16 protein-coding genes are annotated in these 12024 nt (G+C 68.4%); 11 read left to right on the forward strand and 5 right to left on the reverse strand.

Going from position 1 to position 12024, the window contains the following annotated elements; all coding sequences use genetic code 11:
• Nucleotides 1-281 (reverse strand): hypothetical protein (locus tag L1066_RS17475; protein ID WP_235737510.1); only part of this gene is annotated, 281 nt, incomplete at its 3' end.
• 78 nt (nt 282-359) lie between these two features.
• Between L1066_RS17475 and L1066_RS17480 the strand changes: the two genes are divergently transcribed.
• From L1066_RS17480 to L1066_RS17490, 3 genes are read left to right on the forward strand one after another with little or no spacing between them, the layout of a single operon-like run.
• A complete protein-coding gene (locus L1066_RS17480) occupies nt 360-809 on the forward strand; it encodes a pyridoxamine 5'-phosphate oxidase family protein (RefSeq protein ID WP_235737511.1) in 450 nt (149 codons plus the stop codon).
• A complete protein-coding gene (locus tag L1066_RS17485; RefSeq protein WP_235737512.1) occupies nt 806-1648 on the forward strand; it encodes an aldo/keto reductase in 843 nt (280 codons plus the stop codon). Before L1066_RS17480 ends, L1066_RS17485 begins: the two co-directional genes overlap by 4 nt.
• A 24-nt stretch (nt 1649-1672) precedes the next feature.
• Nucleotides 1673-2239, forward strand: coding sequence for a mismatch-specific DNA-glycosylase (locus L1066_RS17490; RefSeq protein ID WP_235737513.1), 567 nt, complete (start codon nt 1673-1675; stop codon nt 2237-2239).
• Here L1066_RS17490 and L1066_RS17495 read toward each other — a convergent pair whose 3' ends face one another.
• Nucleotides 2240-2746, reverse strand: a complete 507-nt coding sequence (locus L1066_RS17495) for a MarR family winged helix-turn-helix transcriptional regulator (RefSeq protein WP_235737514.1) — start codon at nt 2744-2746, stop codon at nt 2240-2242.
• A gap of 40 nt (nt 2747-2786) precedes the next feature.
• On the opposite strand from L1066_RS17495, the gene L1066_RS17500 reads away from it, so the two are divergent.
• Together L1066_RS17500 and L1066_RS17505 are read left to right on the forward strand one after the other, a co-directional pair.
• Nucleotides 2787-3275: a DMT family transporter gene (locus L1066_RS17500; RefSeq protein ID WP_235737515.1), complete on the forward strand. Its 489-nt coding sequence runs from the start codon at nt 2787-2789 to the stop codon at nt 3273-3275.
• On the forward strand, nt 3269-3688 hold the full coding sequence (locus L1066_RS17505) for a DMT family transporter (protein WP_235737516.1): 420 nt from the start codon (nt 3269-3271) through the stop codon (nt 3686-3688). The genes L1066_RS17500 and L1066_RS17505 overlap by 7 nt, the downstream gene beginning before the upstream one ends.
• Here L1066_RS17505 and L1066_RS17510 read toward each other — a convergent pair.
• The gene (locus L1066_RS17510; RefSeq protein ID WP_235737517.1) at nt 3669-3851 is read right to left on the reverse strand and encodes a hypothetical protein; all 183 of its coding nucleotides are present in this window, start codon (nt 3849-3851) and stop codon (nt 3669-3671) included. The genes L1066_RS17505 and L1066_RS17510 overlap by 20 nt on opposite strands.
• A 500-nt stretch (nt 3852-4351) precedes the next feature.
• Nucleotides 4352-4798: a nuclear transport factor 2 family protein gene (locus tag L1066_RS17515; protein ID WP_235737518.1), complete on the reverse strand. Its 447-nt coding sequence runs from the start codon at nt 4796-4798 to the stop codon at nt 4352-4354.
• An 89-nt stretch (nt 4799-4887) separates the two neighbouring features.
• Between L1066_RS17515 and L1066_RS28825 the strand changes: the two genes are divergently transcribed.
• From L1066_RS28825 to L1066_RS17540, 6 genes are all read left to right on the forward strand, one after another.
• Complete coding sequence (locus L1066_RS28825) at nt 4888-5172, forward strand: hypothetical protein (protein ID WP_376707696.1); 285 nt, start codon at nt 4888-4890, stop codon at nt 5170-5172.
• Entirely contained in the window at nt 5166-5762 is a 597-nt protein-coding gene (locus tag L1066_RS17520) for an LLM class flavin-dependent oxidoreductase (protein ID WP_376707697.1), read from the forward strand. Before L1066_RS28825 ends, L1066_RS17520 begins: the two co-directional genes overlap by 7 nt.
• A 1-nt stretch (nt 5763) precedes the next feature.
• Nucleotides 5764-6981 (forward strand): hypothetical protein, encoded by a 1218-nt coding sequence (locus L1066_RS17525; protein ID WP_235737519.1) that lies wholly within the window; start codon nt 5764-5766, stop codon nt 6979-6981.
• 133 nt (nt 6982-7114) lie between these two features.
• The gene (locus L1066_RS17530; RefSeq protein WP_235737520.1) at nt 7115-7900 is read left to right on the forward strand and encodes an SDR family oxidoreductase; all 786 of its coding nucleotides are present in this window, start codon (nt 7115-7117) and stop codon (nt 7898-7900) included.
• 13 nt (nt 7901-7913) lie between these two features.
• A complete protein-coding gene (locus L1066_RS17535) occupies nt 7914-9050 on the forward strand; it encodes a sulfotransferase family protein (RefSeq protein WP_235737521.1) in 1137 nt (378 codons plus the stop codon).
• Between the two features lie 211 nt (nt 9051-9261).
• A complete protein-coding gene (locus L1066_RS17540; RefSeq protein ID WP_235737522.1) occupies nt 9262-9684 on the forward strand; it encodes a hypothetical protein in 423 nt (140 codons plus the stop codon).
• Nucleotides 9685-9693: 9 nt separating this feature from the next.
• Here L1066_RS17540 and L1066_RS26965 read toward each other — a convergent pair.
• Nucleotides 9694-12024, reverse strand: a 2331-nt coding sequence (locus L1066_RS26965) for a helix-turn-helix transcriptional regulator (protein ID WP_283095488.1), incomplete at its 5' end; no start/stop codon positions are given.

The raw sequence follows: 12024 nt of genomic DNA on the forward strand, positions 1-12024 counted from the left end.
AGCCGCGACGGCCAGGCGCGATGGTTGCGACCGCAACTCCGGCGGCGGCCCTGCCACTCGGCGAGTCCAGGTCGCCCTCGGCCGGCGGCCAGCGCGGTCGAGGCCACGAGGTAGTAGATGGCCAGGAACGGCAGCTCGTTGATCAGCATCCCGAAGAGCCAGCTGACCCTCCCCACGAGCAACGGCCGGCGCGGAGCGACCACTGCGAAGAAGGTGCACCAGGCAGCGAGCGCCACCGTCACGAGATATCCCACCGGCGCAGTCATGGCGCCCTCTCTCATCGCCCGGAGCCTCTCGGCAGCGCCCGCAACCTTACGTATGCGGTCCGTCGAGCTCGGGTAGCGTCGTGCAGATGTTCGTTGATCCTGCGAGCCCCGAGGCGGTGGCCGCGTTCGTCCGCGCCTGCCGATTGGGCGTGGTGGCGACGGTCGACGACTCCGGGCGTCCCGGAAGCGGCCCTCGTCGGCCTCGCGGCGCTGGACGACGGCACGCTGATCTTCGACGCGCCCCGAGCTTCGCGGAAGATCGCGAACATCGGCCACGACCCCCACGTCGCGGTCGTCGTCGGATGGAGCGACGACACCACCGTGCAGATCGAAGGTGTGGCCGCCGTCGCCCATGGTGAACTGCGTGGCGACTACGGACGCGCCTACAACGAGCAGTTTCCCGGCTCCCGTGCCCTCGACGACGACTTCGCGGTCGTCGCGATCCGCCCCACCTGGTTGCGGAGCTACACCGCCACCGCCGGCGCGCCCGACGTCACCGAGGCGCACTGGGCTCCGAGCACAGGTGGCAGGCTGGGCGCATGACGACTCCCGCCCTGACGATGAACGACGGACACCTCATCCCGCAGATCGGCTTCGGCACCTTCAAGATCGACCCGTTCGAGACCGCCGAGGTCGTCTCCCGCGCCCTGCAGGTCGGATACCGCCACATCGACACCGCGCAGATGTATGGCAACGAGCAGGGCGTCGGCGAAGCAGTGCGCACCTCCGGCATCTCGCGCGACGAGGTCTTCGTGACCACCAAGCTGAACAACCCGCACCACCGGCCCGACGACGTCCGTCGCAGCTTCGACGAGTCGCTCGCGACGATGGGCCTCGACCGCATCGACCTGTTCCTGATCCACTGGCCACTGCCCACGCAGTACGACGGCGACTACGTCTCGACCTGGCGCGCGATGACCGAGCTGGTCGCCGACGGCCGGGTCCGATCGGTGGGTGTCTCCAACTTCGAGCCCAATCACCTGGCGCGGATCATCGACGAGACGGGGATCGTCCCGGCGGTCAACCAGGTCGAGGTGCACCCCTACTTCGACAACACCGAGGTCCGCGCCGCCAACGCAGCGCGCGGCGTACTCACCGAGGCCTGGTCGCCGATCGCACGTGGCGCGGTGACGGGTGATCCGGTGGTCAAGGCGATCGCCGACCGGGTCGGGCGCAGCGAGACCCAGGTGGCCCTGCGCTGGCATCTCCAGCGCGGTGACATCGTCTTCCCGAAGACGGTCAACACCGAGCGGATGCGTGCCAACCTGGAGGTCACCGACTTCGAGCTCACCGACGACGACCTCGCCGCGATCAGCGCCCTCGACAAGGGCGCCGCCGGTCGTACCGGCCCCGATCCTGCGACCTTCGACTGGCTCGGCTGACCGCGCGGGCGATACCTTCCGCCCATGGCATCGTTCACCCGGGAAGAACTGGAGAGTTTCCGCGGCCGCGAGGTTCCCGACCTGATCGGGCCCGACCTGCGGTTGCTCTTCGTCGGCATCAACCCCGGCCTGTGGACGGCGGCAACGCAGACGCACTTCGCCCACCCCGGCAACCGCTTCTATCCCGCCTTGCTCAAGGCGGGGATCATCGTCGACCCGATCTCGCCTTCCGACGGCATGAGCGACGCCGACCGTGACGCCGTACGGGCCCGCGGCATCGGCATCACCAACGTGGTCGCCCGCGCGACCGCTCGCGCCGACGAACTCACCAAGGAGGAGTACGTCGCGGGTGGGGCGAGGCTGCGTCGCCTGGTCGAGGAGCGCCGCCCGACGGTCGTCGCCATCGCCGGGATCACCGCTTATCGCAGCGCCTTCAAGCAGCCGAAGGCGACAACAGGACGCCAGGGCGAGGACTGGGGTGACTCCCAGGTCTGGGTGGTGCCCAACCCCAGCGGGCTCAACGCCCACGCGACGGTCGACAGCCTTGCTGAGGCCTATGCGGAGGCTGCCCGGGCGGCCGGCGTCCTCTGATCACCCCCGCAGCGCCAGGCCCCACGCCTTGAGGATCCGCGCGAGCGCCGCCCTGTCGGCCTCGGGCAGCATCGCGACCAACCGGTGCTCGTTGACCAGGTGCACCTCGACCAACTCATCGATCAGGGTCACACCGGAGTCGGTCAGCCTGATCTGACGCGACCGTGCGTCGCCCTCGGCCCTCCGTCGCTCCACCAGCCCGAGCGCCGCCAGCCGGTCGACCCGCTTGGTGGTCGCCCCCGAGGTCACCATCGTCCTCGACGCGATGTCCCCCGCACTCAGTTCGTAGGGCGCCCCGGCCCGCCTCAGCGTCGCGAGCACATCGAAGTCGCCCCGCCCCAGACCTGCCTGCCGGAAGACGACCGACAGTTCCTCGTCCAACATCTCGGCCACCCGGTGGAGCCGCCCGATCACCCCCAGCGGTGAGGCGTCGAGGTCAGGGCGCTCCTGCGCCCACTGCTCGAGGATGCGGTCGACCCGGTCCTCACCCACCTGCTCTCCAGCCACACCTCGGAATATACCTTCCCCGGAAGGAATTATGCCTTCCATGGAAACCATTCACCTGCGCACCGTGCTCGTCACCGCCGTGGCGCCTGCCGCATGGGGCACGACCTACCTCGTCACCGAGCGGTTCCTGCCGCCCGATCGGCCGTTCTTCTCGGCTGCCGTCCGCGCCCTGCCGGTCGGCCTCGTGCTCCTGGCGTGGACGAGGCAACTCCCTCCACGAGGGTGGTGGGGACGGGCGATCGCCCTGGGTCTGTGCAACATCGGCCTCTTCTTCCCCCTCCTCTTCCTCTCCGCCTATCGCCTGCCCGGCGGGTTGGCAGCCACGGTGCAGGCCGCCTCGCCCCTCGTCGTGATGGCGCTGGCCTGGCCACTGATCCGCGAGCGACCGACAGTGCTCCGGGTCGCTGCCGCCCTCGTCGGCCTGACCGGCGTCGCACTGCTGGTGCTGCGCAGCCCGGGCGGGGCCGACCCCTCGGCGTCGCCGCGGCGTTCGGCTCCGTGGTCGTCTCGGGCCTCGGCTTCGTGCTGATCAAGCGCTGGGTTCCGCCGGTGCCGATGCTGACGCTCGTGTCGTGGCAGCTGGTGGTCGGCGGGATCGTGCTCGTGCCGCTGGCCCTGCTCGTCGAGGGTCGCCCGCCCGCGCTCGACGCCGGGGCGGTCGGCGGGCTCGCCTGGATGGCGGTGGTGGGCACGGGTCTGGCCTACGTGTGCTGGTTCCGCGGGCTGCGGCGGATGCCGGCCGGAGGGGTCGCACTCGTCGGACTGGTGAATCCAGTGGTCGCGACCACCCTCGGGGTTGCCTTCGTCGCCGAACCCTTCGGCATCACTCAGGCCCTCGGCATGGCCCTGGTGCTGGGTGGCGTCCTCGCCGGACAGCTGCACCTGCCTGTGCGGCGACGTACCCGCATCCTGGCCGAAGCGGTCAGCGGTGGTCGACCTTGACCTCGTTGGACTTCACTCCCTTGGCCGAGTCGACGACGCGCCAGGAGATCGTGCCCGTCCTGGAGGTCTCGACATAGGTGGAGAAGGTCTCGTTGGCGACGTTGACGTCGAGCGGGAAGTCGGCCCAGGCGCCGTCGTCGATCTTGTACTCGATGTCGAGCATCGTGCCCTCACCACCGGGATAGATGCCGGAGAGATAGAGCTGCTCCCCGGCGAGATCTCGAAGGCACCCTGACTCAGCGTGATCCGGTCCTTGTCGGCGCTCTCGCTCTCGGACGCCTCCTCGCTGGACTCGTCGTCCGACGCCTCGTCGGACGCGTCGCCCGGGTCCTCGTCATCGGTCGGGACCAGCGTCACCAACGGCCCCGACTGCTCCTCGGTGGGCACCGGGTCAGGCATGTAGAGCGAGTCGCCGACCTCGGAGGTCGAGTTGGCGGCCGCATCCTGGGCGTCACTCAGCCCGAGGACACGTGTCGCGGTGACCACGCCGATGCCGCCCAGCACCCCGACCACGAGCGCGACCGCACCGAGCGCGACCAACCCGTTGAGGACCGGGTTCTCTTCTCGCTTGTCCGGTTCGGACACGCTGGCTCCAATGCGCTCGAGTGGGCAGGTCTCGCCATTCTTGCAAAGGACACCACGAACGCCACCAACGCGTGCTGCTCAGAAGCCCCGCATCCACAGGTTCTCGTCGACGAGGTGGCGTGATCGCCAGCCGTCGGGCGTGCGCACCATCGTGTGGTGGTAGTAGCCACCGACCTCCAGGAGCCTCTCGGCTCCGTCGGGCGCGACGGCCACCATCGGGTTCGTGAAGTACGCCGTCACGTGCGCCTCGTCGGGCCGGCCCGTCGAGCCGAGGTCTGCGAAGCCGATCGAGACCTGGCCGATGATGTGCTGGTAGCGGTCGAACCCGTTCAGCCCCTGCGCGACCCACGGCACCGCTTCGGAGGGAGGAGCCACCGGCCCTCCGACCGAGGAGTAGTCGAGCACCGCGTCCGGGGTGAAGACATCAACGTGGAGGTCGTCCCACCGCCGTGTGTCGATCGCACGGGTGTAGCGGGTGATCACATCGATCACCTCGAGACGATCCCCGATCTCCTGCAGATCCATCGCGCCTCCCAGGCGGTCCGTCAAGCGAGTGGTTCGACCAACGGGACGCACCATTCCAGAAACCTGCAACGAGTTCTAGTGTGCGAGGCATGCGATTCACCTACGCCGAAGCAATGACCCGGGCCCACTACTACGCCCCGCTCGCCCAAGCTGCTGAGGCGGCCGGCTACACCTCGATGACCGTCGCAGACTCCCTGATCTATCCCAAGGAGTCCGACTCGAGCTACCCCTACACCGACACCGGCGACCGGGAGTTCCTCGAGAACAAGGAGTTCATCGAGACGATGATCTTCTGCGCGCACGTCTTCGCGGTCACCGAGAAGCTGCGCCTGACACCGTTCGTGCTGAAGCTCCCGGTGCGCCCCCGGTGTTGATCGCCAAGCAGGCGTCGTCCGTCGCGTTCCTCTCCGACAACCGCCTCACCATGGGCGTCGGCCTCTCCCCGTGGCCCGAGGACTTCGTGGCGATGGGCGTGCCGTGGGAGAAGCGCGGCAAGCGGATGGACGAGTGCATCGACATCTTCCGCGGCCTCACCTCCGGTGAGTACTTCAGCTACTCCGGCGATTTCTACGACATCGCCGAGATGAAGCAGACGCCCGCTCCGACCCAGCCGATCCCGGTGCTGGTCGGTGGCCACAGCGACGCCGCCCTGCGGCGCGCCGTCCGCAAGGGCGACGGCTGGATGCACGCCGGCGGCGACGCCGAGACGCTCGACCGCCTGCTCGACCGCCTTGCCGAGATCCGCAAGGAAGAGGGCGACACCCGCGACGACTTCGAGATCCACGTGATCTCCGCCGATGCCTACAGCCTCGACGGCATCAAGCGGCTCGAGGACAAGGGCGTCACCGACTGCATCGTCGGCTTCCGCCAGGCCTACATCATGGGCCAGGACGAGGAGCCGATCGAGAAGAAGGTCGCCGCCCTCAACCGATACGCCGACGGCATCATCTCCAAGGTCGGCTGACATGGCCGAGATGAACCCGCAGCAGTCCCCGGAGACACAGGCTGCCGCCGAGAAGCTGTCGGCGGGAGCCCAGGCGTTCGCCGACGCCGTCCGCGAGGCCGACCGGCTGATCAGCAACCCACCCTTCGAGGTGACCCCGCAGGAGATGGCCGAGGGCCACGAGTACCTCTCCGGCAGCATCCGCTCGGCCATCCAGGCCGCATTCAACTACGACCTCGAGCACCCGGTGCTGTTCAACCCGACCCACCAGTACGCGCGCCAAGGCCTGGACAACCCCGACGCGATCTACTTCAACGCCTACCTGACCGAAGGGGCGTCGTACGTCCTCTCCGGCAAGCGTGGCACCACCGCCGACCTGGCCTTCCAGATCATGGACGGCAACTACACGGCGGAAGGCTCGCCGACGAGCGTCGCGGCGTTCGACGACCGCGAGTTGGAGATCGCCGAGGACGGCACGTTCGAGTGGCGGTTCGGCCCGGAACTCGGGCTGAACAAGGGTGCGTCGCTGATCATCCGGGAGGTCTCCAGCGACTGGACCACCGAGGAGCGCGGCACGATCCGGCTGCAGCGGCTCGACACCGCCGGCGTACCCCGCGGGCCGTTCGACCCCGACGTGCTGAGCAAGAAGTACCACGTCGCAGCCAAGATGCTGATCGGGCGCATCCACACGTGGTACGCCTTCCCGCAGTGGTTCACCTACAAGGAGCCGGTCAACACGTTGACCGTGCCGAAGTCGACCCCGGGCGGCCTCGCCAGCCAGTTCTCCTCGATCGGCCACTACGACCTCAACCCGGTCGATGGTCGCGAGCAGGCGATGGTCGTGACCGTCCCGGTCTGCGACGCGGCGCCCTACCAGGCGATCCAGATCGGGTCGCGCTGGTACGTCTCGACCGACTACGAGCACCACCAGACCTCACTGACCCGTGACCAGAGCCAGGTCGACCCGGACGGCAAACTCCGCTACGTCATCTCCGAGTCGAACCCCGGCGTCGCGAACTGGCTGGAGACCACCGGTCACCCGCTGGGCCTGACGATGCTGCGCTGGCAGCGGGTCGAGCGCGACCTCACCGCCGAGGACGGCCCGCAGGTGCAGGTGGTGCCGTTCGACGAGGTCGAGCAGCACCTGCCGTACTTCGAGCAGAACCGCGTCACGCCCGAGGAGTGGAAGGCGCGCATCGAGGCACGTCAGGTCGGCGTCGCCTCCCGCATGATCTCCTGACCGCGAACCTTCAGTCAGAAGGCGCGAACCTTCACCAAGGTACGACGACAGACGGCCACGGGTCCGACCCGTGGCCGTCTCGTCAACGAAACCGGCCCTCGACTCTGACTGAAACAGGTTCTAGCCTCTCGTCATGGTGAACTTCCTGCAGGACAAAGTGATCGTTCTCTCCGGCGTCGGGCCCGGCCTCGGCCGCTCCTTGGGCGAGGAGGCAGCCAAGGCAGGCGCCGACCTGGTGCTGGTCTCCCGCACCGAGAGCCGGCTGGAGAAGATGGCAGAGGTCGTGCGGTCGCACGGCAGGCGAGCCCTCGTCGTACCGACAGACATCAACGACGAGGCGCAGCGAGCCGCACTCGTCGACGCTGCACTCGCCGAGTTCGGTCGGGTGGACTGCCTGATCAACAACGCCTTCGCGATCCCGCCGATGGAACCCATCTCGACACTGAGCGTGGAGAGCCTGCGTGAGGCACAGGAGACCAACGTCTTCGCTCCGCTGCGGCTCTGTGCGCTGTTCGCCGACGCGCTGGCGGCGAGCAAGGGGTCGATCATCATGCTCAACTCCGCCGTGGTGCACCACTCCGAGCCGGTCTATTCGGGCTACAAGTTGTCGAAGGGCACCTTGAAGCACCTCGCGTCCTCGCTGGCCACCGAACTCGGGCCCCGGGGCATCCGGGTCAACTCGGTCGCGCCGTCCTACATCTATGAAGACGTCAACAAGGCCTACTTCGACTGGATCGCCAGCGAGACGGGCCGCACCCATGAAGACGTGTACGCCGAGAAGGCGGCGCCGACGGACCTGAAGCGACTGGCCGACCCGGAGGAGGTCGCTCGCGCCGCCCTCTTCTTCGCCAGCGACCTCGCCTCCGCGGTCACCGGCACGATGCTCAACGTCGACTGCGGCGAATTCCACGACAACTGAGGAGATCGATCCCATGGCACGCGAACGCGCCGATGTCGGCACCTACGAGGACATCGCCGAAGCGGCGATGCGCACGTCCGGCCTGAGTGACTTCGGCGGCACGGAGCACGAGGAGGGCCTGCGCATCCTCGTGGACGACCTCAACTCGCCCGTCGCCGGACTCACCGGGGTCGGCAACTTCATGCAGCGCTCCTACGTGAAGAGCGCCCTGGTCGGCCGGCTGCTCAGCCAGCACGGCTTCACCACCCATCCGGAGCACGCCGAGGTGCCGATCGAGCGCCCCATCTTCGTGGTGGGCCTGCCGCGCACCGGCACCACCGCACTGCACCGCCTGCTCACGGTCGACGAGCGCCACCAGGGCCTGGAGCTGTGGCTCACCGAATACCCCCAGCCGCGCCCCGCCAGGGAGACCTGGGACGACAACCCCATCTATGCCGGCATCAACCAGGCCTACTCCGCACACAACGTGGAGAACCCCGAGTTCATGGGCATCCACTACATCGACGCCGCCAGCGTCGAGGAGTGCTGGAGGATCCTGCGCCAGGGAGGTACGTCGATCGGATACGAGTCGCTGGCCGACGTGCCCCGCTACTCGGCCTGGCTGGCCCAGCAGGACTGGACGCCGTCGTACGAGCGCTACAAGGCCAACCTGCAGCTGATCGGCCTCAATGACCAGGAGAAGCGCTGGGTGCTCAAGAACCCGTCCCACCTGGCTGCGCTCGACGCCCTGATGACCGTCTTCCCCGATGCCCTCATCGTGCAGACCCACCGCGACCCGGTGGTCTCGATGGCATCGGCCTGCTCGCTCTCCGCCGAGGCAACTGCCGGTTGGTCGACCACGTTCGTCGGCAAGCGCATCGGCGAGACCCAGCTCGAGATGCTCTCCCGCTCCCACGCAAGCTTCGTCGAGGCCCGCAAGAAGTACGACCCCAAGCAGTTCATCGACGTCGACTACTCCGAGTTCGTCGCCAACCCGCTCGGCGTGACCCGGTCGATCTACGAGACCTTCGACCTCGACTGGTCACCTCAGGTCGCCGGCGAGGTCGAGGCCATGGACGCCGAGTCCAAGAAGGGCGGCCGTCGCCCCGCCCACCAGTACTCCCTCGAGGACTACGGCCTCACCGAGGAGCAGATCCGCGCCGCTTTCTGATCCGTTCCAGGCACGGCAATTCCCCGCCCGGGCGGGGAATTGCCGTCCTGGTGCGTGTGGCAACAGCCACCAAGCCTGCAATTTGGTGACAGAGTCCGGGCGCTGTGTCGGAGTCGACCACTCTCCAGCGAGGCGCGGTGGATGACGACTGCCCTCCACAGGCGCCGTCGGTACGCCGCCCCGTGTCGCCGCGCGTTCCTAGCGTCGGGGCATGTTGATCAATCCGAACCTTGTCGTCCCCCCGGGATGGAGCGTCGAGAGATGTCCTGAGACCGGGGACGACCTACTGCTCTGCGACGCCCTGCCCGCCAGCGGTTTCCGTCCCCGCGCGACGCTGACCAGCGCTCGCTGCGCCTTGTCCCTGCGCGAGTGGCAGGACGCCCAAGTGCTGGCGGTCCGCCAGTCGCTGAGCCGCGTGGACGTCGAAGATGTCGACATCCACGACCTCGGGATGTGCGATGCCGCCTACGTCCGAGTGCTGCACACCTTCGGAGAGCGCGACGTGATCACCGAGATCTGGTCGTGGGTCGCGGCCGAGGTTGCGTGGACCCTCCGCGCCACTGTTGACCACTGCGACTACGCCGACTTCTGCGATGTCTTCGAGCAGCTGGCGCTGTCGTTCAGGTCGTCATGAGCCGGAGGTTCAGACGGTGATGCCACGACGACGGGCGATCGCCGCCGCCTCGGTGCGCCCGGAGGCGCCCAGCTTCCGCAAGATGTTGGAGACGTGCACCGACACCGTCTTGGTGCTGATGAAGAGCTGGCGCCCGATCTCCCCGTTGCTGCGGCCAGCCGCCACCAACGTGAGGATCTCGCTCTCCCGCGGCGTCAGGGCCTCGTCGCTGCCCTGGCCACGCGCCGGGGACGCCCCCATCGTCTGCAACGCATCGAGCAGTGGCTGCGCACCGAGCTCGGCAGCAGTGATCCGCGCCCGGTCGACGTGTTCGCGCGCCGCGACCACGTCACCCGACGCACGGAGGATTTCGGCCAACCGGAGCTGACAGCGCGCTGTCTCGTAGGGGTGCTGGAGCTCGATGAAGTGCGTCGTGGTCTCCTGCCAGAGACCGATCAGATCCGCCAGGTCGGGAGCCTCCACGTCGCTGAGCCACCGCAACCGCAGGAACTCCGCCTCCAGACGCTTGGACCACGTCTTGGACTCGGGTCCCCAGTGGCCGCCGCCCTCATGGTGGTGCTGGACCACCTTCGATGCGCCGGCATGGAGCGATCGGGCCCGCTCGACCTGTCGGGCACGTTGGTCGCCGGTCAGGCCCGGTGCCGCGTCAGCCATCACCCCGATCATCACGGCAGTGAGTCTGACCCTGGCCTGGAAGAGCGGCGTCCAGATGGACGAGAGCACCTCGATCGCCTGGTCACCGACCGACAGAGCCTCCTCGAGCCGCCCCGCGCGAGCGAGCTCCTCGACCTCCACCGGGACACCGACGACGGCAACCGAACCGTCCTTGCGCCAGTCGTCGTGCAGGGCACGCAGCCTCTCTGCCTGTGGACGGCCCCGCGCCGAGAGCACCGCTGCCTGCCACACGACCAACAGCACTTCGGCGAGATGGGGCGGTGACTGGCCGTCGACATCGGCGAGCTCCAGCGCCGTGTCCCAGTCACCGGTGACGACGGCGATCTGAGCCGACTGCAGGCGGGAGTCGAAGGCGAAGGGGGCCCAGGGGATGCCCAGCGACTTCGCCCGCTCGATCGCCTTGGCGAAGGTGGCCAGTGCATCGGCGAAGAGGCCGCGGTCCTGATAGACACGCCCCAGCAGGAAGTAGGCACGTTGCTCGGCGGCCACCGCTCCGGTGCGGACCGCCCGCTCGGCGCTCTCCTGCAGGGCCTTCTCCAACTGTTCGATGGGCACGCTGCGGTCGAGGAAGACCAACGTGGTCATCGCCTCGCTCGCGGTCTTCGGCAGGTTGAGGGTCTCTGCAAGAGCCAGTGCCTCGGTCGCAGTCTCCTCCGCCTCGGGCAGACGCTTCAACGCCATCACCCGAGCCGAGGCTGCCATCAGCTTGGCCCGGTCTCGTCCCGCCTCCTGGGGGATGAGCTGCATCGCGGTGCGGAGGTGGCCGTGCCAGTCGATGTCGTTGTCGGTGAGCAGCGCGGTATAGGCCATCTGTAGGTGGAGCCGCGCCAGCGACGTGTCGTCAGCGGTGTCCTCGACCGCACGAAGGTGTCGTGACAGCAGCTTCTGCGCACGGATCAGGCTGCCGCTGTCGACCAACGCATCCACCGTCTTGAGCACCAGTGCGGACACGTCGAGATCGGGGCTGTGTCGCGAGTCCTCAGCGATCTCCAGTGCATTTTCGTAGTGGCGCGCAGCCTCGTCGGGACCACCGACCGAGGCTGCCTCGTCACCCGCGCGGATGCTGGCGAGCAGAGCAGTGGGTAGGTCGAGGGCGGCCCGCGCATGCAGCGCCAGCTCCGCGGCGGTGCCGTCAGCGACACCGTCGCGCAAGGCCTCGACGTACGCCGCGTGGATGCGGACGCGCTCCCCGGGCAGGAGATCGTCGTAGACGGCCTCGGCCAGCAGGGCGTGCCGGAAGGCATAGTCGTGGCTCCCGGCGGTCACCACCACGTGTGTCTCGACCGCGCGCCGCAACGCCTGGTCGAGCTCGGTCGCACTGACCCCGCTGGCGGCGGCGAGCAGGTCGTGTGAGACCCGGCGACCACCCACCGACATCGTGCGCACCACCTGGCGTGCGACGTCGTCGAGTCGGTCGAGGCGGATCAGCAGCAGGTCGGCCAGGTCGACGGGAACGCCGCCCCTGGAGGCACCGACGAGCTCCTCGACGAAGAAGGCGTTGCCCTCGGCCCGCTGCACGATGCAGGCGAGCTCGGTCTCTGCGAGGGGGTCGGGGTGGAGACCGCGCACCAGCTGCCGCACCGCGCCGTCGTCGAGCGGACCGAGCTGCAGCCGGGCGACCCCTTGGATGCGGGACCACTCAGCTGCCTTGGCACGCAGCGGGTG

This window comes from Nocardioides alcanivorans (genome assembly GCF_021555175.1).
Classification (GTDB): domain Bacteria; phylum Actinomycetota; class Actinomycetes; order Propionibacteriales; family Nocardioidaceae; genus Nocardioides; species Nocardioides alcanivorans.